Genomic DNA, 20298 nt, shown 5'->3' with positions numbered 1-20298 from the left:
CGGCTTTACACAGCGTAAAAACCTCCTTGTTTTGTTTCAGAACTAAAGATAAGGCAATCTAAATTCGAATACGACAGGCCGTACTGTTGTTATTAAAGGCAATCAATAGCAATAGCTACGCGCCTGTCTTTTTATATTAAAAATACCATTGAATATGGCCGAAAAGATTCACATTTTTGATACTACCCTTAGAGATGGGGAGCAAGTGCCTGGTTGTAAACTCAACACCAAAGAAAAATTGGGCTTGGCATTACAGTTAGAAGAACTGGGTGTAGACATTATTGAAGCAGGGTTTCCTGTTTCTAGTCCAGGCGATTTTGAGTCGGTTACCCAAATTGCCAAGCATATTAAAAATGCAACGGTTTGTGGGTTAACCAGAGCAGTACAAAAAGACATTGAAGTGGCTGCACAAGCATTAAAATATGCAGTGAGACCAAGAATTCATACTGGAATTGGCACTTCAGATTTTCATATTAAAGCCAAGTTCAATTCTACACAAGATGAAATTCTAGCTCGTGCCATTCAATGTGTTAAATGGGCTAGAAATTTTACCGATGATGTAGAATTTTATGCAGAAGATGCAGGTAGAACAGATAATGAATACTTAGCCAGGGTAGTTGAAGCCGTGATTGCAGTAGGTGCTACGGTAGTGAATATTCCGGATACCACTGGTTATTGCTTGCCTCATCAGTATGGTGAAAAAATTGCATTTTTAAGAAACAATGTTCCCAATATTGACAAAGCCATTCTTTCTTGTCATTGTCACAATGATTTGGGTTTGGCTACAGCCAATTCTATAAGCGGGGTAATGAATGGGGCTCGTCAAATAGAATGTACTATTAATGGATTAGGTGAACGTGCGGGCAACACTTCATTAGAAGAAGTAGTAATGATTATTGCTCAACACAAACAATTGAACTTATATACCAATATCAACACCCAGATGCTGAATCCATTAAGCAGAGAAGTGTCTGATATTATGCGTATGCCTGTTCAACCCAATAAGGCCATTGTTGGTTCTAATGCATTTTCTCATTCATCCGGAATTCACCAAGATGGTTTCTTAAAGTCTGCTGAAACTTACGAAATCATTAATCCAGAATTGGTAGGTGCCGAAGGGAGCAAAATTGTACTAACTGCAAGAAGCGGGAGAAGCGCTCTGGCACACCGTTTTCAAAAATTGGGATACGAATTTAATAGAGATGATATAGACGCTTTATACGAACATTTTTTACAAGTTGCCGATGGTAAAAAAGAAGTAGTAGAGGCCGATTTGCAAAGTTTAGCAATCAGCTACAATAAGGTTAGGGCAATAGCATAATTAAGAGAAAATGAAGCAAACATTATTTGATAAAATTTGGGATGCACACGTTGTAGAAAAAATACAAGACGGGCCTTCCGTATTATATATAGACAAACATTTTATTCATGAAGTAACGAGTCCGCAAGCGTTTAAAGGAATTGAAAACCGCGGATTAAGTTTATTTAGACCCAAGCAAACCATTGCAACCGCCGACCACAATGTACCTACTTTAAATCAGCACTTACCTATCAAGGACTTGTTGAGCAAAATGCAGGTAGATCAATTGATAGAAAATTGTGAAAAGCATGGGGTTGAATTATATGGATTAGGACATCCTTATCAAGGTATTGTACATGTGATTGGTCCAGAATTGGGTATTACACAACCAGGTATGACCATTGTTTGTGGAGATAGCCATACCAGTACGCATGGCGCATTCGGAACCATTGCATTTGGAATTGGAACCAGTGAAGTAGAAATGGTTTTTGCTTCTCAATGTGTTTTGCAAACCAAGCCCAAAACCATGCGCATCAATATTGATGGAGTATTACCGAATGGGGTTGTTTCAAAAGACATTATTTTGTACATCATTGCTAAAATTTCTGCAAGCGGAGCTACTGGATATTTTGTGGAGTATGCAGGGAGTACTATTCGCTCCCTTTCTATGGAAGCTAGAATGACCATTTGCAATATGAGTATTGAAATGGGCGCTAGAGGTGGTATGATTGCGCCAGACGAAATTACTTTTGAGTACATAAAAGGAAGAACCTACGCACCCAAAGGAGCAGACTGGGATCAAAAATTAGCCAATTGGAAAAAATTGTATTCGGATGATGATGCAGTATTTGATGTTGAAATAAATATTGATGCTGCTGAAATTACTCCGATGATTACCTATGGTACCAATCCAGGACTGGGTATGTCGATTGATGCAAGTATTCCATTAATTGAATCAAAACAGAACGAAGGAGAAAAGAAAAACCTAGCGAATGCTTTAACCTATATGGGTTTAACTAGCGGTACTGCTTTGTTGGGTATGCCTATTCAGCATGTATTTATAGGAAGTTGTACCAATTCTAGAATTGAAGATCTAAGATTAGTAGCCGAATTGGTAAAAGGTAGAAAAAAACATGAATCGGTAAAAGTGATGATTGTACCTGGCTCTCAACAAGTAGCTAAGCAAGTTCATGCTGAAGGATTAGATAGAATATTTGCAGAAGCGGGTTTTCAAATAAGACAAGCAGGATGTAGCGCTTGTTTGGGAATGAATGAAGACAAAATTCCAGCCGGCGAATATTGTATTAGTACCAGTAATAGAAACTTTGAAGGTAGACAGGGTGCTGGTGCTAGAACATTATTGGCTAGCCCATTAACTGCAGCGGCTGCAGCCATCACTGGTGTAGTTACAGATGTAAGAGATTTAATTAATCATAATTAGTAGTTCATATAATATGCAAGCTTTACAGCAAATAAAAAGTTCATTTGTTCCGCTACCCATTGAAAACGTGGATACGGATCAAATTATTCCTGCACGTTTTTTAAAAGCGACTACCAGAGATGGTTTTGGTAAAAACCTTTTTAGAGATTGGCGCTATGAACAAGATGATGAATCAAAACCAAAGGCTGATTTTGTTTTGAATCAAAGGGTATTTTCTGGAGATATATTGGTGGCAGGAAAAAACTTTGGTTGCGGTTCTTCTAGAGAGCACGCGGCATGGGCTTTATTAGATTATGGATTTAAGGCAGTGGTCTCAAGTTTCTTTGCAGATATTTTTAAAAACAATGCACTAAACAATGGGGTATTGCCAGTAATTGTGTCGGATGATTTTTTACAGCAAATTTTTGCTTTGGGTGCTTCAGACACGCTGAGTATTGATGTAGCTGCACAAACTATTACCATAGATGCTTCGGGTGCACAAGCTTCTTTTGAATTGAATCCGTATAAAAAAACTTGCTTGTTGAATGGATACGACGACATCGATTTTTTGATTAGTCGAAAAGCAACGATTGAAAAATTTGAACTAGAAAAAGGCTAATATGGAAAAGAAAATTGCAGTCATTAATGGGGATGGAATTGGTCCTGAAGTAACGGCTCAATCTATTAAAGTGCTCAACGCAATTGCAGAAGAGTTTGGTCATCAGTTTACGTATACGCATGGATTAATGGGCGCGGTTTCCATTGATGCAACAGGCGCTGCCTTGCCAGAAGAAACATTGGCAATTTGTAAGGAAAGCGATGCCATTTTATTCGGTGCAATTGGTCATCCAAAATTCGATAATGATCCCTCTGCAAAAGTGAGACCCGAACAAGGTTTGTTGCAATTGCGTAAGGAATTGGGCCTATTTGCCAATATTCGTCCAATCAATACTTATCAATCGCTCCATCATCTTTCTCCATTAAAGAGCAAGCAATTGGAAGGTGTTGATTTTATTATATTCAGAGAATTGACGGGGGGTATTTATTTTGGTAAGCGAACACTTACCGAAGATAAAACCTATGCTACTGATGAATGTGCTTACCATGAATTAGAAATAGTTCGAGTGTCTAAAATGGCTTTTCAATACGCACAGAAAAGAAGAAAAAAATTAACGCTGATAGATAAGGCCAATGTGTTAGAAACATCCAGACTATGGCGCCGAATTGTTCAGGCCATGGCAATGCAATTTCCTGAAGTAGCCGTAGATTATATGTTTGTAGATAATGCTGCTATGCAGATTATTGTTAATCCAGCCCAATTTGATGTTGTATTAACCGAGAATATGTTTGGTGATATTATTAGCGATGAAGCCAGTGTATTAAGTGGTTCTTTGGGTTTATTACCATCCGCGTCTGTTGGAAAAACGGTTGCTATGTTTGAACCTATTCATGGATCTTATCCGCAAGCTGCTGGTAAAGACATTGCCAATCCTTTAGGATCTGTTTTATCTGCTGCAATGATGCTAGACCATTTTGGTTTAATGGCAGAAGCCAATGCAGTTAGAGATGCAGTGAATTGGACCTTAACGCATGCTTTTGTTACAAAAGATATTGATCCTATAAATAATTATGGTACCGAGGCAGTGGGCGATTTATTAGCCGATTATATTAGAAAGAAGCACGAAACTAATCAAGGTGCCAATGCTTCTTTGAATGCTTCTACTATTATTTAGTAGGGATTAGAAAAAGTACTTTTTAAAAAAATCAACTCAAATGAATTATTACCAAGCCGATACCATTATTTATCACAATGGGGAATTTGTAAAAGCTGCCGACGCAAAAATGGATTTGTATAGCCAATCGCTTCATTATGGCTATTCTGTATTCGAAGGCATCCGTTCTTATAAAACAACTACTGGCTCAACGGCTATTTTTAAAGCGGTAGAGCATTTTGAGCGTTTTAAAATTTCCGCTGAGGCAATTAATCTTCCTTATTCTTTTGATACTCAGGAATTAATTGATGCTACTTATGAAGTGCTGAAACAAAATAATTTAGGCGATGCATATATAAGACCTGTTGTGTATGCTCCGGCGAATATGAGTTTTGCAAAAAATACTGAATCCTATGTTTTTATTGAAGCTTGGGAAATGGCTCCTTTTTTAGGAGATAAATTATTGCGCATCATGACTTCTTCTTTTCAGCGTCCTAATCCTAAAGCTTTTAAAATTCATGCTAAAGCAGCTGGGCACTATGTGAACTCCATATTAGCCAGTCAGGAAGCCAAAGACAAAGGTTATGATGAAGCTTTTTTATTAGACATGAATGATCAAGCGGCTGAAGGTCCTGGAGCCAATGTTTTTTTTGAAAAAGATGGCATACTGTACACGCCTCAACCTGGTCATATTTTGGCTGGAATTACAAGAGCAACAGTAGTAGAAATTTGCGCCCAACTGAATATTGAAGTGAAAGAAGGGGTGTATTCCATCAACGATATTAAAGATGCAGATGCTGCATTTTTCTGTGGTACAGCTGCTGAAGTAATTGGTTGGCAGTCTTTGGATGAATATGTATTTCCTAAAGCTTGGAATGAAACCAATAGTTATAAAATACAGCAAGCTTATAAGCAATTGGTGGTAAAGCCATTGTAGGCACAGTTTAAATAGCAATTATGATGGAATTAAATAGATACAGTAAAACCATTACACAAGATCCTACGCAGCCTGCTGCACAAGCCATGTTTTATGGGATTGGCTTAACAGATGCCGATTTAAAAAAAGCACAAGTAGGTATTGTTAGCATGGGGTATGATGGCAACACGTGTAATATGCATTTGAATGACCTAGCTAAGTTGGTAAAGAAAGGTGTTTGGGATAATGATTTGGTGGGGTTAATTTTTAATACCATTGGGGTTAGTGATGGTATGAGTAATGGAACACCGGGTATGCGTTACTCTTTGGTAAGTAGAGATATTATTGCAGATTCCATTGAAACCGTTTGTGGTGCACAGTATTACGATTCAATTATTGCAATACCGGGATGCGACAAAAATATGCCTGGTGCTTTAATTGCGATGGGTAGATTAAATAGACCTGCTATTATGGTGTATGGTGGTACCATTGCACCGGGTCATTACAAGGGCCAAGATCTAAATATTGTTTCTGCTTTTGAAGCACTAGGGCAAAAATTAGCTGGTCAATTAGACGAGAACGATTTTAAAGGAATCATTCAACATGCTTGCCCTGGGGCAGGCGCTTGTGGTGGAATGTACACTGCAAATACCATGGCTTCTGCTATTGAAGCGTTGGGAATGAGTTTGCCTTTTTCTTCTTCCAATCCTGCATTGAGTATAGAGAAGCAACAGGAATGTTTGAATGCGGGTAAAGCCATTCAAATTTTAATGGAAAAGAATATTCTTCCTTCTGATATCATGACGCGTAATGCATTTGAGAATGCCATTACGATTATCATGGTATTGGGCGGTAGTACCAATGCTGTTTTGCATTTGATTGCAATGGCCAAGAGTGTGGGGGTTGCTTTAACGCAAGATGATTTTCAAACCATTTCAGATAGGGTTCCTGTGCTTGCAGATTTTAAACCTAGCGGAAAATATTTAATGCAAGACCTACACCAATATGGGGGGGTGCCTGCGGTAATGAAATACTTGTTGTCTAAAGGATTATTGCACGGAGATTGTTTAACCGTGACAGGAAAAACAATTGCAGAAAATTTAGTGAACGTACCCAATTTAGATTTTGAAGAACAAAAAATAATTCTTCCTATTGAAGCGCCTTTAAAAGCAACGGGTCATTTGCAAATTCTTTATGGCAATTTGGCTACTGGTGGTAGTGTTGCAAAAATCAGTGGTAAGGAAGGTGAATTATTTGAAGGTCCTGCTAGGGTTTTTGATGGTGAACATGAATTAATTGAAGGTATACATAGCGGTAAAATAAAACAAGGAGATGTAGTTGTGATCAGAAATGTTGGGCCTGTTGGCGCCCCAGGCATGCCTGAAATGTTGAAGCCTACTTCGGCCATTATTGGTGCTGGATTAGGTAAGTCTGTTGCCCTTATAACAGATGGTCGTTTTAGTGGAGGAACCCACGGTTTTGTGGTGGGTCATATTACCCCAGAAGCGGTAAATGGTGGTTTAATTGGATTGGTACATGATAATGATATTATTGAATTAAATGTGGCCACTAAAAAAATGACTTTGAAAGTTTCGGATGAAATAATTGCTGAACGTAAAGCTAAATGGGTTAAACCTGCTCTGAATGCAACCAAGGGAGTTTTATTTAAATATGCGTTATCTGTTAAAGATGCTTCTGAAGGTTGTGTAACCGATGAAGCTTAAATATTTTTTGTATGAGTTCAATTGTAAAAGAAGCCGATAAAAAAGACACACTAATTCAACTCAGTTCAACTGCACCTGTTGAAGCTAGGGAGATTTCTGGTTCACAGGCTGTATTAGAAGCTTGTATTGCAGAAGGGGTAGACACCATATTTGGATATCCGGGCGGTGCCATCATGCCTATTTATGATGCGCTGTACGATTACAATGATCGTTTGAAACATGTGTTAGTAAGGCATGAGCAAGGAGGAATTCACGCAGGTCAAGGCTACGCAAGAAGCAGTGGTAAAGTAGGGGTGGTATTTGCTACAAGTGGTCCAGGTGCTACCAATTTAGTTACCGGTTTAGCAGATGCTATGATTGATAGTACACCATTGGTTTGTATTACCGGACAAGTGTTTGCTCATTTATTAGGTACCGATGCTTTTCAAGAAACGGATGTAATTAATATTACGACTCCTGTTACTAAATGGAATTATCAAATTACCGATGCAACAGAAATTCCACATGTTTTATCAAAAGCTTTTTATATAGCGGGTTCTGGAAGGCCGGGTCCTGTATTAATTGATATTAGTAAGAATGCACAGATTCAAAAATTTAATTACGAAGGATATACCAAGTGCAATCATATTAGAAGTTATAGACCCAAACCAATTGTTCGAAAAGAATACATTGAAGCTGCCGCTCAATTAATTAACGAAGCTAAAAAACCCTTTGTGATTTTTGGTCAAGGTGTAATATTGGGAAGGGCCGAAAAAGAATTTAAAGCATTTATAGAAAAAGGAGGGTTGCCTGCTGCTTGGACTATTTTAGGGTTAAGTGCTTTGCCCACTGATCATCCACAAAACGTGGGTATGTTGGGTATGCATGGTAATTATGGTCCGAATGTGTTAACCAACGAATGCGATGTGTTAATTGCAGTTGGGATGCGTTTTGATGATCGTGTAACGGGTAGACTAGACAAATATGCCAAGCAAGCAAAAATTATTCATTTAGATATTGATCCTGCGGAAATAAATAAGAATGTTACTGCAACAGTTCCAGTATGGGGAGATTGTAAAGAAACATTGCCATTGCTAACACAGTTGATTCAAGAAAAGCAACACAAAGAATGGTTGGCCTTGTTTAATCAATATACAAAAGACGAACAAGATGCAGTGATTCAGGCAGAATTACATCCTACTCAAGGTGAGTTAACCATGGGTGAAGTAATTCAATTATTGAATGAATTGACAGATGGGAATGCAATTGTAGTAACCGATGTAGGTCAGCATCAAATGGTTGCCTGCAGATATGCAAAGTTTAACGAAACCAAAAGCAATATTACTTCTGGTGGATTAGGTACCATGGGCTTTGCTTTACCCGCTGCTATTGGAGCAAAGTTTGGAGCGCTGCACAGAACGGTTGTTGCTGTTATTGGGGATGGTGGCTTTCAAATGACTTTACAAGAGATGGGTACCATTATGCAAACTGGATTGAATGTAAAAATCTTGATTTTAAATAATCGATTCTTAGGGATGGTTCGTCAGTGGCAAGAATTATTTAATGATAGAAGGTACTCATTCGTAGATATACAAAGCCCTGATTTTGTTCAGTTGGCAAAAGCTTATGGTATTGATGGGGCAAGTATAGACAACAGAGGTTTACTGAAAAACGCGTTACAAAAAATGTTGGATCATGATGGGTCTTATTTGTTAGAAGTGATGGTAGGAAAAGAAAATAATGTATTTCCCATGGTGCCGCAAGGTTGTAGCGTTTCTGAAATCAGGTTAAAATAATTGCTATGAAAAAAGAATATACCATTACCGTTTATACTGAGAACCAAGTTGGGTTGCTCAACCGTATTGCAATTATTTTTTCTAGAAGAAAAATTAATATAGACAGTTTAAATGTTTCTCCTTCTGAAGTAGAATCTATTCATCGTTTTACCATTGTAATTAATGAAACAGTTGAAGTAGTTAGGAAGCTGTGCTTGCAAATTGAAAAACAAGTAGAAGTTTTAAAAGCTTATTACAATACCAATGAAGAAATCATTTGGCAGGAAATGGCTTTATACAAAGTACCTACAGATGCTGTAGCAGAAAAATTAAAAGTAGAAAGGTTATTAAGAGAATATGGTGCTAGAGCTGTGGTGATTAGAAAAGACTATACCATTTTTGAAACGACGGGTCATAGAGAAGAAACCGATCGCTTGGTTCAATTTTTAGAACCCTATGGCTTAATTGAATTTGTAAGAACAGCTAGAATTGCTATCATTAAAGCGAGTAGTGGATTTCATGATAAGATTCGTGAGTTTGAAGCAGTAGAGCCTGCTGAAGAACTCATTGAAAATGAATTTCTAGATAAGGGTCAGGCTGTTTTTACTATGTAACCTACAATTTTTTAAAAATATCAAAATAAATAATATGGCAAACTATTTCAATTCTCTACCACTGCGTGAGCAACTAAATCAATTAGGTGTTTGCGAATTCATGGACCAATCTGCTTTTGCAGATGGGATTAATGCATTGGTTGGGAAAAAACTAGTCATTATCGGATGTGGTGCTCAAGGGCTGAACCAAGGATTAAATATGCGTGATTCAGGATTAGACATATCTTATGCTTTGCGCAAAGAAGCTATTGAACAGAAAAGGGCTTCTTTTGTGAATGCTTCCGAAAATAATTTCCCAATTGGAACCTACGAGGAATTAATTCCAATGGCAGATGTGGTAATCAACCTTACTCCTGATAAGCAACATAGTGCTGTTATAAATGCTGTTATGCCATTAATGAAAAAAGGTGCAACACTTTCCTACTCACATGGTTTCAATATTGTAGAAGAAGGCATGCAAATTAGAAAAGACCTTACGGTTATTATGGTTGCACCAAAATGTCCGGGAACGGAAGTGCGCGAAGAATATAAAAGAGGATTTGGGGTTCCCACTTTAATTGCTGTTCATCCTGAAAATGATCCGGAAGGAAAGGGCTGGGATTATGCCAAAGCTTATTGTGTTGCTACTGGTGGTCATAAAGCTGGCGTTTTGAAATCTTCTTTTGTTGCCGAAGTAAAGTCAGACTTAATGGGAGAACAAACCATTCTTTGCGGGTTACTTCAAACCGGTTCTATTTTATCGTTCAATAAAATGATTGAAAAAGGAATTAATGCAGGCTATGCTGCTAAACTAATTCAATATGGATGGGAAGTAATTACCGAAGCCCTTAAGCAAGGTGGTATTACTGCTATGATGGATCGATTGTCTAATCCTGCTAAGTTGAAAGCTTTTGAATTATCTGAAGAGCTAAAACAAATCATGCGTCCTTTATTCCAAAAACACCAAGATGATATCATGAGTGGTGCTTTTTCTTCGGGTATGATGGAAGACTGGGCCAATGGCGATAAAAAACTATTGACTTGGAGAGAAGCAACAGGTGCAACTGCTTTTGAAAAAACAGCACCAGGCACTATGAAAATAGGAGAGCAAGAATATTTTGACAATGCACTATTATTGGTTGCTTTTGTTAGATCAGGTGTTGAGTTGGCTTTTGAAACAATGGTAGAAGCTGGAATTAAAGAAGAATCTGCTTATTATGAATCCTTGCATGAAACACCATTAATTGCCAATACCATTGCCAGAAAAAAACTATATGAAATGAATCGGGTTATTTCTGATACTGCAGAATATGGATGTTATTTATTTGATCATGCATGCAAACCATTGTTGGCTGGCTTTATGGAGAAAATTGAAACCGATACCATTGGTAAAAATTTTAACGAGGCTAAAGACAATGGGGTAGATAATAAAACTTTAATAGCGGTTAATGCAGTGATACGTTATCATCCAGTAGAAATAGTGGGCGAAAAATTAAGACAAGCAATGACCGAAATGAAAACCATTGCAACAAACCTTTGATTCAATCTATCATGATAGGCAACCATACAACCATACCATCTTTTGGTTTAGATATTGATGCAGCAAGTTTAAAACTGCGTCAAGTGGTTAAGCATACACCATTAATTTTTAATGCTTCACTCTCTAAAAAATACAATTGTACTATTTATCTGAAAAGAGAAGATTTACAAATAGTACGATCGTATAAATTACGTGGTGCCTATAATATGATTAGTAGTTTGTCCGAAGCACAAAGAGCGAATGGAGTGGTTTGCGCTAGTGCAGGCAACCATGCACAGGGTTTTGCCTACAGCTGCAAATTGCTCAATATTAAGGGGGTCGTATTTATGCCCATCATTACTCCAAATCAGAAAGTGACGCAAACAAAAATGTTTGGGGATGGTCATATTGAAATTAAATTAGTGGGAGACACTTTTGATGATTGTGCCACTGCAGCAAAAGCATATACGGAAGTCAACGGAATGACTTTTATTCCTCCTTTTGATGATGTGAAAATTATAGAAGGACAAGCAACAGTAGGGGTAGAGATTTTAGAAGAATTGGCGCATATTGATTATTTGTTTGCTCCTGTGGGTGGTGGAGGATTAGTTGCTGGAGTTGGGGCTTATTTTCACGATAAGTCTCCATCCACCAAAATTATTGGTGTAGAACCTGAAGGTGCACCTTCTATGACTGCTGCGTTGCAAGCTGGTCATCCGGTTAAGTTAGATAATATTGATCCTTTTGTAGATGGAGCTGCAGTTAAAAGAGTGGGCGATCAAACTTTTGCTATTTGTAAAGAAGTGATTAACGAAATGACATTGGTTAATGAAGGGAAAGTGTGCGCTACCATTTTGAAACTATACAACGAAGATGCAATTGTAGTGGAACCTGCAGGTGCATTATCTATTGCGGCATTAGATGATTTTACAGAAGCAATAAAAGGCAAAACGGTGGTATGTATTGTGAGTGGTAGCAATAACGATATTGATCGGATGCAAGAAATTAAGGAACGTTCCTTGCAATTTGAAGGATTGAAACATTTCTTCTTAATTCGGTTTGCACAAAGACCAGGCGCTCTGAAGGAATTTGTAAACCATGTATTAGGTCCTACCGATGATATTGTACGTTTTGAATATATGCAAAAGCACAATAAAGAAACGGGGCCTGCTTTAGTAGGAATTGAAATGCAGGATAAAGGTGATTATGAGCGTTTATTAGCAAATATGAAACAGTATCATATCAACTTTACCCCTATCAATAAAAATGATAACTTATTTGGGTACTTAATTTAATAATGAATGTATATGCAGGTATTGAAGTTTGGGGGGAGTTCTGTTTCTAATGCAGAAAATATTAGTAAAGTAGCATCTATAGCTGCAAAAGCCATTCAAACAGCACCTACTATCTTAGTGGTTTCTGCATTAGGAGGGGTTACCGATCAATTAATTGAAATTGGTGTTAAAGCAGCTTCAGGAAATGAATTGTATAAAGCGCAAATTCAATTACTAGAAAACAAGCATTTAGAAACGGTCAGGTCTTTACTGCATATACAAAATCAAAGTGCAACCTTAAGTTGGGTAAAACAACAGCTCAATGAATTAGAAAGGGTATGTGATGGTATTTTTTTATTGGGAGAATTGTCTGCTCGAATTAAAGATCGATTGGTGAGTTATGGGGAATTGTTATCGTCTTATATTATTACTGCAAAATTGGCTGAGATGAATTTACAGCCCATTTGGGCAGACGCCAGACAATTGATATTAACCAATGAACAATATGGCAATGCAACCGTTCAATTTGAAAAAACAAATGCCAATATTGAAGCTTTTTTACAAGCGCATCCTGCACAGTTGTATGTAGCTCCTGGTTTTATTGCATCCAACGATAAAAATTACACCACTACATTGGGTAGGGGTGGATCTGATTATACCGGTGCCATTTTTGCTGCAGCCATCAACGCAAGTACTTTAGAAATTTGGACGGATGTAACTGGTATGATGACTGCTGATCCACGATTGGTGCAAAATCCCAAACCCATTGAAGCCATTTCTTATCAGGAAGCGATGGAGCTTTCTCATTTTGGGGCAAAGATTATTTATCCGCCAACGATACAACCGGTAATGAAAAAGAATATTCCGGTTTGGGTGAAGAATACATTTGAGCCTGAAGCTGCAGGCACAGTAATTCAACAACATGCAGTTACCAATAATGATATTGTTAGAGGTATTTCTAGCATTAATAAAATTGCTTTGCTCAGTTTGGAAGGTAGTGGCATGATTGGTATACCTGGCTTTAGTAAGCGTTTGTTTGAAGTACTGGCCATGCGCAATATTAATGTGATTTTAATTACGCAAAGTTCTTCAGAGTATTCCATTTGTGTAGCCATTAATGAAGCAGATGCTTCTGTTGCACAACATTCTATTGATGCATTCTTTGCTTATGAAATTGAAAATGGAAAAGTGAATCCAGTAACGGTAGAAACCAACTTGAGTATTATTGCAGTGGTAGGAGAACAAATGAAAAGTCATCCAGGTATAAGTGGTAAAATGTTTGGTGGCTTAGGACGGAATGGTATTAATGTTCGTGCAATTGCGCAAGGTTCTTCAGAAAAAAATATTTCTGCCGTCATTGCTGCAGCCGATGTAAAAAAAGCCATCAATGTATTGCACGAAGACTTTTTTGAAACTACGTATAAACAATTGAATGTATTTATTGCTGGTGCTGGAAATGTGGGAGGTAAGTTGTTGAGTCAGTTGCACCAACAAATGCAATACCTAAAAGAGCATATGCGTTTGCAAATACAAGTTGTAGGAATTGCCAACAGTAAAAGATTAATTTTAGATGATTCCGGTATTGACTTAACCAATTGGAAGTCTTTATTAGAAGAAGCGCCAGAAGCGAATATTCATTCATTTGTGGAATCGATTATTCAAAAAAACTTACGCAATAGTGTTTTTGTTGATGTAACAGCCAATGATACCGTTGCTTCTGTGTATGGTAGTTTATTGCAGAAGAGTATTGCTGTAGTTGCTTGTAATAAAATTGCTTGTTCGGCAAAGTTTGCTGATTATAAAAAGTTGAAATCATTAGCCAGAACATTTAATACACAGTTTTTATACGAGACCAATGTAGGAGCTGGCCTTCCCATTATTGGCACTTTAAATGATTTATTAAGAAGCGGTGATAAAATCAATAAAATTCAAGCAGTGCTATCGGGCACATTGAATTTTGTATTTAATCACTATGATGGAACGATTCCATTTGCGCATGTAGTAAAGCGTGCGCAAACCGAAGGGTACACAGAACCTGATCCCCGATTGGATTTGGGTGGAACCGATGTGATGCGTAAAATCATGATTTTAGCAAGAGAAGCAGGAGAGCCTATGGAAATGGAGCAAATTGCCAACGAATCTTTTTTACCTGCCAGTTGTTTTCAAGGGTCTGTTGACGACTTTTATGCAGAAATGGAAAAACAAGAACCTCATTTTAAAGGGTTGTTTGAAGCTGCAAAAGCAACCAATGCTAAATTGAAATTTGTTGCTGAGTTTGATAATGGTGTAGCTAAAGTTGGTTTGCAGCATATTCCTGCCAATTCTGATTTTTATCATTTGTACGGGAAAGACAATCTGGTTCTTTTTTATACAGCTCGTTATCCCGAACAACCTTTGGTTGTTAAAGGTGCAGGTGCTGGAGCAGAAGTAACTGCATCAGGCGTATTTGCCGATATTATTAGAGTAGCGTAATTATTTTATGGCATCAAAAATTAAGATACATAGTCCTGCTACCGTTGCCAATATGGTTTGTGGTTTTGATGTATTAGGATTTGCAGTAAATGAACCCTATGATATCATGTATATTGAATACAAAGCCGAACCTGGTATTACTATTGTAAATGAAGATGCCTACAATTTACCTACAGATCCTTTGCAAAATGTTGCTGGCGCTGCTTTATTGGCGCTGCTAGAAGCATATGATAAGCCTGTAGGTTTTAAGCTTACTATTAATAAACAAATTAAACCCGGTAGTGGGGTGGGCTCAAGCGCAGCTAGTTCTGCTGGTGCTGTTGCTGGGGCTAATGCATTACTCGGAAATCCGTTTACAAAAGAAGACTTGGTAAGGTTTGCCATGAACGGCGAAAAACTAGCTTCTGGCGTAAAACATGCAGACAATATTGCTCCATGTATTTATGGAGGCGTCACACTAATTCGTTCCGTTTTTCCACTCGATATTATTAAACTATCTGTTCCAGATTTATTTGTAACCATTGTACATCCTCAAATTGAAGTGAGAACGGCTGATGCAAGAAGCATTTTGAAACAACAGATTCTATTGAAAGATGCCATTAAACAGTGGGGTAATATTGCAGGCTTAGTAGCTGGTTTGGAGCAAGGAGATTATGATTTAATTGGGCGTTCTTTAGAAGATGTGTTAATAGAACCTACCCGAAGTATTTTAATTCCTTCTTTTGATCAAGTAAAAAAAATTAGTAAAGAATTGGGTGCATTGGGCGGAGGTATTTCTGGCTCAGGTCCATCCATTTTTATGTTGAGCAAAAATGAAAAAACTGCTAAAGCGGTACAATTGGCAATGGGTCAAATTTATGATTCAATTGGATTAAGCTGTCATACTTATGTAACTACCATTAATACCAATGGTATACAACTAATGGAAGCGTCATGAAATATTTTAGTTTAAATAATCAATCGCCTATTGTTAATTTTAAAGAGGCTACGTTACTGGGGCAAGCACCCGATAAGGGTTTGTACTTTCCTGAAACAATACCACAGCATCCAGCTAATTTTTTTTCGAGTATCCGTTCGTTTTCAAAAGAAGAACTTGCTTACAGAGTGGTGGAACCCTTTGTGGGTGATGCTATACCTGCTGATGAATTATATCGAATAGTAAGTGAAACAGTCGATTTTCCTTTCCCTTTAAAGTCAATTCAACCTTCAATTGCTTCACTAGAATTATACCATGGCCCCACATTTGCATTTAAAGATGTTGGCGCTAGATTTATGAGTAGGTGTCTCTCGTATTTCTCCAAATATCAACAAAATAAAATCACCATTTTGGTAGCCACTTCTGGAGATACAGGCGGTGCAGTGGCAAATGGTTTTTTAGGGGTAGAAGGAATTGATGTAATCATTTTATATCCTTCTGGTAAAGTAAGCCCGGTTCAGGAATTACAATTAACCACCTGTGGTGAAAATATTACTGCCCTTGAAATTGATGGAAGTTTTGATGATTGTCAGGCTATGGTGAAAGCTGCATTTGCAGATAAAGATATTAATACCAAGATGCAGTTGAGTTCTGCCAACTCTATTAATATTTCCCGATGGCTTTCGCAGCAGATTTATTATTTTCTAGCTTATCAACAATGGGAGGAACCTACTGCTCCAGTGATTGCAGTGCCCAGTGGTAATTTTGGAAATCTTTGTGCAGGTATAATGGCGTACAAAACAGGATTACCTGTGAAACATTTTATTGCTGCATGTAATGTAAATGATGCTGTACCTGATTATTTACAAACGGGTATTTTTAAGTCCAAACCAACTACTCCCACCATTTCAAATGCTATGGATGTGGGTAATCCCAGTAATTTTATTCGAATATTAGCATTGATGAATCACGATTACCACGCTTTTAGTTCTTTGGTAACCGGATATGTTATTTCTGATGAAACAACCCTTCAAACCATACAGGGTGTTTACAACCAATTTGGTTATTTGTTAGATCCTCATGGTGCAGTGGCTTATGCAGGATTAAAACAATACCAACAACATCATACGGTTGCCAATGGGTATATTTTAGAAACAGCAGATCCTGTGAAATTTCCTGATGCGGTTAAAGCAGCTATTGGTATTGCTCCTGCTATCCCCTTTGCTGCAGAAGCATTATTTCATAAAGAAAAAAGAAGCATACCCATGTTAAACGAATATGCTCCTTTTAAAGATTATTTATTAGGTAGGTAGTTAATCTCTATAATTCAATGCAGGTTTTCTATCTCCTAATAAGGGCTTGTATTGATAATTGCCTACGCTTTTCACAAACTCTTCTTTTGCTTTTATAATTACAGCTGGTTTATTGAATAAATCAATAGCGGTTAATGTCATTGTTTTGGCCGCAACCAACATTCCCTTTGTTCCAATTTCAGTGCCTCCACAAGCAACTGCTTGCCAGCTATGGGCAGATGTTCCAGGAATCCAAGTGGCTGCTTCTAGCCCAACAGTAGGAACTACATAACTAACATCACTCACATCGCTTGAACCTCCGCCTGCATCTGTTTCTTTTTGTAAAGGTTTAATGGTACTAGCTTCTTCTACTGCTGGCGCTTTATTAAAAAAACTTGCTTGTAATTTCTTTCCAAAAGCTTTTTCTTCTTCTGTATACACTACTCCGCCCACTTTTTCAAGGTTCTCTTGCATTACAGTAGCCAATGTTTTATTTATTAATAAGTCATGTGTTCCTCCCACTATTTCAAATTTCATTGTAGTACCTGTGCCCAGTGCTGCTCCTTCTGCAGCTTTGGTAATTCTATCAAATACATCAACAGCAACTTCTCTTTTAGGGTGTCGAACATAATAATACACTTCTGCATAATCTGGAACTACATTTGGGGCTTTTCCGCCATTGGTAATTACATAATGTATTCTTGTTTCTTGTGGTATATGCTCCCGCATCATATTGGCCATACTGTTCATGGCTTCTACTGCATCTAAAGAAGAGCGTCCATTTTCAGGTGACATGGCTGCATGAGAAGCAGTGCCATAAAATTTAAACTTGGCAGATTTATTGGCAATAAAGCTGGTCATGTACACTTTGTTTTCATCATCTGGATGCCAATGAATTACAGCGTCTACATTTTTAAATAATCCCTCGCGTACCATATATACTTTTCCACTTCCTCCTTCTTCTGCTGGGCATCCATATACTTTAATCGTGCCTGTAAATTTCTTTTCTTCTATTAATTTCTTAATTGTTATACCTGCGGAAACAGAAGCTGTTCCAAACAAATGATGACCACATCCATGTCCTCCCTGCTTTCCTTCAATTGACTTTTTTTCGGCAATGGCTTCTTGCGCTAAACCTGGTAATGCATCATATTCTGCTAGAATACCAATAACTGGGCTACCTGTTCCATATGTTGCAACAAATGAAGTAGGTATTCCTGCAACACCTGTTTCTACGGTGAATCCTGCTTCTTTTAGGTTTTGTATGTGCAATGCTGCACTCTTGGTTTCCTTATAACCCAATTCGGCATAATCCCATATTTGTAAAGCTGTTCGCTTATCAGCGGCGTATGATCCCTCCAAAAATTGAATGGCAGCTGCTTTGGCATTGTTTATTGCCGTTTCTGCTGTATTAGGGCTGCTCCTTTTTTGCGCATAGCTATTCATAGTAATCAACAATAATAGTACAGTTACTCTTTTCATGGCTTGAATTTGGTTTATCTATAGATGAAGATAAAAGGGATTTTTATTAGATAGACCAATAAATTGATTACGTATATGATAATTGTCATAGAACTGTCTGATTGAACGCAGCATTTAAGTTTTAGTTATTGACAACCTTTGTGTAGAATAAAATTTAAGATCATGAAATTCATCAACAGTGTTAAGTTCTGGATAATGACTACAGTAATATGCCTAGTGGGCTATGCAGTCAGCTGTACCAAGAATGACCAGGTAATTATGCCTGCAACATCAGAAAGTTCTAATGTGTTATTGTCTTTAAAGACTTCAACTGCTCCAACCATTGATGCCTCAATTGATGCTTCATGGGCAAGTGCGCAAAAACTGTCTTTTTCTGCTACAGTTCCTGATCCAGGTAACGGGCTTTTTGCTGGTTATATTGGCGAAAACTATACTGGTACCATGCGTTCTATGTATGATAATGCCAATATTTATTTCTTAGTAGAAGTAGAAGACAGGCAAAAAGACATACTTAGATCTCCTTGGTATTTTAATCCAACTACTCAACGTTGGGCAATAGAGCCAGGCTTAAAGCAGTTTGATGTAAACGGGAAGCTTACCAGAGATGGTTTTGGCGAAGACAAATTTGCCATGTTATGGGATATTGATAATTCAACTCCTAAATTTGCGACTCAAACTTGTTACGCATCTTGCCACGTTTTTACTTCATATTTAAATGTAGCAGTAACTCCTGCAGTAATGGTTTCAAATGCTGGAAGTGGTAATCACTATACCAATGGAACAAATGAGAAACTTGATATGTGGTGGTTGCACCCTAGTAGAGGATTTGCATTTGGTAAAATGGATGACAACTATCAAGACTGGGCTGGTGGACCTGCAGTAATGAACTTAGTTGGCGGAAATGGAAATGGAAGACATTTTGACGATTTAGTCGTGAGTGGTACCTCTACTACTTGGCCTAATAGACCTACTTATACTGCTGATGCAACACAGGGCCCAGCTACAAATACTCAACAGTTAAAACTAGATGGTACTGGAGCTTTGGTAAGTGTTCCAAAGTATGTAATACCAGGAAGTACTGGCGACTATATTACCGTTGCTGATACAACTGCCGGAACCGCCAAACTTGTTACAGGTGTTAGCTCAACTGGTGTGCTAACTTATGTTGGGGGATCAATAGACCCTAATGTTGGTACAGATTATCAAAGAATTGGAGATCCTGTTACTGGTAGTGTTGGTCCTAAGCGTATTCCAGGTTATGTTTTAAGTCCGGTATTAAGAGGCCGTGCTGATATTGATATGAAAGCGAGCTTTACTGGTTCAGGTTGGGTGTATGAATTTAAACGTGCGCTTAAAACTGGAGATGTGCTTAAACAAGACGTAGACTTTACCAGTCTTGCAGATCAGCCATTTGGCATTGCTTATTGGAATAAATCTAATAATCAACACGGAATTCATCCCAACTTATTATTGAAGTTTCAGAAATAAGTGAGTCCATCGGTTTACAATAAAAAAATAGCATCATGTTTCAGAAAAAAATTGCAATACTCACTGGCTCAATTGTTTTACTGGTAAGCATACTTGTAGGCTGTGTTAAAACAACTACTGTTGTAAAAAGTGCAGGAGCAAGTATTACAGAAACAATGAGTTTTTCCAAAGATATTCTACCCATTTTCGACAAAAGCTGCGCAATGAGTGGATGTCATGGAGCAGGGGGTAAAACTCCAGTGTTAACAGCAGCAAGCGCATATAGTTCTTTAACTATTGGCAAGTATTTTAAAGCAAACGATCCAGAAAATAGCTTATTGATATTATGGATGAACGGGAAAAAATCACCTGTAATGCCATTGGGTGCTGCTCCTGATGCTACTAATACTGCAAAGATTTATGCTTGGATAAACCAAGGGGCTAAAAACAACTAAAT

The 20298-nt window shown here is 37.8% G+C and carries 16 protein-coding genes; 15 read left to right on the top strand and 1 reads right to left on the bottom strand.

Going from position 1 to position 20298, the window contains the following annotated elements; genetic code table 11:
* Positions 1–154 precede the first annotated feature (154 nt).
* The 13 genes from Q8S25_RS10920 to thrC are packed head-to-tail and all read left to right on the top strand — an operon-like array spanning position 155 to position 16913.
* Positions 155–1321 (top strand): 2-isopropylmalate synthase, encoded by a 1167-nt coding sequence (locus Q8S25_RS10920; protein WP_305537649.1) that lies wholly within the window; start codon positions 155–157, stop codon positions 1319–1321.
* A gap of 10 nt (positions 1322–1331) precedes the next feature.
* On the top strand, positions 1332–2741 hold the full coding sequence (gene leuC / locus Q8S25_RS10915) for a 3-isopropylmalate dehydratase large subunit (RefSeq protein WP_305537647.1): 1410 nt from the start codon (positions 1332–1334) through the stop codon (positions 2739–2741).
* A gap of 13 nt (positions 2742–2754) precedes the next feature.
* The gene (gene leuD, locus Q8S25_RS10910) at positions 2755–3339 is read left to right on the top strand and encodes a 3-isopropylmalate dehydratase small subunit (protein ID WP_305537645.1); all 585 of its coding nucleotides are present in this window, start codon (positions 2755–2757) and stop codon (positions 3337–3339) included.
* A 1-nt stretch (position 3340) separates the two neighbouring features.
* Positions 3341–4453 (top strand): 3-isopropylmalate dehydrogenase, encoded by a 1113-nt coding sequence (gene leuB, locus Q8S25_RS10905; RefSeq protein ID WP_305537643.1) that lies wholly within the window; start codon positions 3341–3343, stop codon positions 4451–4453.
* Between the two features lie 40 nt (positions 4454–4493).
* Positions 4494–5369 (top strand): branched-chain-amino-acid transaminase, encoded by an 876-nt coding sequence (gene ilvE, locus Q8S25_RS10900; RefSeq protein ID WP_305537641.1) that lies wholly within the window; start codon positions 4494–4496, stop codon positions 5367–5369.
* A 20-nt stretch (positions 5370–5389) separates the two neighbouring features.
* Entirely contained in the window at positions 5390–7072 is a 1683-nt protein-coding gene (gene ilvD, locus Q8S25_RS10895) for a dihydroxy-acid dehydratase (protein WP_305537639.1), read from the top strand.
* An 11-nt stretch (positions 7073–7083) separates the two neighbouring features.
* Positions 7084–8847 carry a biosynthetic-type acetolactate synthase large subunit gene (gene ilvB, locus Q8S25_RS10890; protein WP_305537637.1) on the top strand — a complete coding sequence of 588 codons (1764 nt, stop codon included), beginning with the start codon at positions 7084–7086 and terminating at the stop codon, positions 8845–8847.
* A 5-nt stretch (positions 8848–8852) separates the two neighbouring features.
* On the top strand, positions 8853–9440 hold the full coding sequence (gene ilvN, locus Q8S25_RS10885; RefSeq protein WP_305537635.1) for an acetolactate synthase small subunit: 588 nt from the start codon (positions 8853–8855) through the stop codon (positions 9438–9440).
* Positions 9441–9474: 34 nt separating this feature from the next.
* Positions 9475–10959, top strand: coding sequence for a ketol-acid reductoisomerase (gene ilvC, locus Q8S25_RS10880; protein ID WP_305537633.1), 1485 nt, complete (start codon positions 9475–9477; stop codon positions 10957–10959).
* Between the two features lie 11 nt (positions 10960–10970).
* Positions 10971–12233, top strand: a complete 1263-nt coding sequence (gene ilvA / locus Q8S25_RS10875; protein WP_305537632.1) for a threonine ammonia-lyase — start codon at positions 10971–10973, stop codon at positions 12231–12233.
* A gap of 12 nt (positions 12234–12245) precedes the next feature.
* The gene (gene thrA, locus Q8S25_RS10870) at positions 12246–14684 is read left to right on the top strand and encodes a bifunctional aspartate kinase/homoserine dehydrogenase I (RefSeq protein WP_305537631.1); all 2439 of its coding nucleotides are present in this window, start codon (positions 12246–12248) and stop codon (positions 14682–14684) included.
* A gap of 7 nt (positions 14685–14691) precedes the next feature.
* The gene (locus Q8S25_RS10865; protein ID WP_305537630.1) at positions 14692–15621 is read left to right on the top strand and encodes a homoserine kinase; all 930 of its coding nucleotides are present in this window, start codon (positions 14692–14694) and stop codon (positions 15619–15621) included.
* Complete coding sequence (gene thrC / locus Q8S25_RS10860) at positions 15618–16913, top strand: threonine synthase (RefSeq protein WP_305537629.1); 1296 nt, start codon at positions 15618–15620, stop codon at positions 16911–16913. The genes Q8S25_RS10865 and thrC overlap by 4 nt, the downstream gene beginning before the upstream one ends.
* On the opposite strand, the gene Q8S25_RS10855 is transcribed toward thrC, so the two are convergent.
* Positions 16914–18374: an amidohydrolase gene (locus Q8S25_RS10855; protein ID WP_305537628.1), complete on the bottom strand. Its 1461-nt coding sequence runs from the start codon at positions 18372–18374 to the stop codon at positions 16914–16916. It lies immediately after the preceding gene.
* Between the two features lie 162 nt (positions 18375–18536).
* Between Q8S25_RS10855 and Q8S25_RS10850 the strand changes: the two genes are divergently transcribed.
* Both Q8S25_RS10850 and Q8S25_RS10845 read left to right on the top strand, forming a co-directional pair.
* On the top strand, positions 18537–19862 hold the full coding sequence (locus Q8S25_RS10850; RefSeq protein ID WP_305537626.1) for an ethylbenzene dehydrogenase-related protein: 1326 nt from the start codon (positions 18537–18539) through the stop codon (positions 19860–19862).
* A gap of 35 nt (positions 19863–19897) precedes the next feature.
* The gene (locus tag Q8S25_RS10845) at positions 19898–20296 is read left to right on the top strand and encodes a hypothetical protein (RefSeq protein ID WP_305537624.1); all 399 of its coding nucleotides are present in this window, start codon (positions 19898–19900) and stop codon (positions 20294–20296) included.
* Positions 20297–20298 lie beyond the last annotated feature (2 nt).

Origin of the sequence: Sediminibacterium sp. (genome assembly GCF_030695065.1) — a bacterium.
Taxonomy (GTDB): domain Bacteria; phylum Bacteroidota; class Bacteroidia; order Chitinophagales; family Chitinophagaceae; genus Sediminibacterium.
This window is presented reverse-complemented; position numbering and strand designations above follow the sequence as displayed.

Bases quoted from the DNA above. Each gene is read 5' to 3' on its own strand.
- Q8S25_RS10920 (WP_305537649.1), top strand. From the start codon at position 155: ATGGCCGAAAAGATTCACATTTTTGATACTACCCTTAGAGATGGGGAG.
- leuC (WP_305537647.1), top strand. From the start codon at position 1,332: ATGAAGCAAACATTATTTGATAAAATTTGGGATGCACACGTTGTAGAA.
- leuD (WP_305537645.1), top strand. From the start codon at position 2,755: ATGCAAGCTTTACAGCAAATAAAAAGTTCATTTGTTCCGCTACCCATT.
- leuB (WP_305537643.1), top strand. From the start codon at position 3,341: ATGGAAAAGAAAATTGCAGTCATTAATGGGGATGGAATTGGTCCTGAA.
- ilvE (WP_305537641.1), top strand. From the start codon at position 4,494: ATGAATTATTACCAAGCCGATACCATTATTTATCACAATGGGGAATTT.
- ilvD (WP_305537639.1), top strand. From the start codon at position 5,390: ATGATGGAATTAAATAGATACAGTAAAACCATTACACAAGATCCTACG.
- ilvB (WP_305537637.1), top strand. From the start codon at position 7,084: ATGAGTTCAATTGTAAAAGAAGCCGATAAAAAAGACACACTAATTCAA.
- ilvN (WP_305537635.1), top strand. From the start codon at position 8,853: ATGAAAAAAGAATATACCATTACCGTTTATACTGAGAACCAAGTTGGG.
- ilvC (WP_305537633.1), top strand. From the start codon at position 9,475: ATGGCAAACTATTTCAATTCTCTACCACTGCGTGAGCAACTAAATCAA.
- ilvA (WP_305537632.1), top strand. From the start codon at position 10,971: ATGATAGGCAACCATACAACCATACCATCTTTTGGTTTAGATATTGAT.
- thrA (WP_305537631.1), top strand. From the start codon at position 12,246: ATGCAGGTATTGAAGTTTGGGGGGAGTTCTGTTTCTAATGCAGAAAAT.
- Q8S25_RS10865 (WP_305537630.1), top strand. From the start codon at position 14,692: ATGGCATCAAAAATTAAGATACATAGTCCTGCTACCGTTGCCAATATG.
- thrC (WP_305537629.1), top strand. From the start codon at position 15,618: ATGAAATATTTTAGTTTAAATAATCAATCGCCTATTGTTAATTTTAAA.
- Q8S25_RS10855 (WP_305537628.1), bottom strand. From the start codon at position 18,374: ATGAAAAGAGTAACTGTACTATTATTGTTGATTACTATGAATAGCTAT.
- Q8S25_RS10850 (WP_305537626.1), top strand. From the start codon at position 18,537: ATGAAATTCATCAACAGTGTTAAGTTCTGGATAATGACTACAGTAATA.
- Q8S25_RS10845 (WP_305537624.1), top strand. From the start codon at position 19,898: ATGTTTCAGAAAAAAATTGCAATACTCACTGGCTCAATTGTTTTACTG.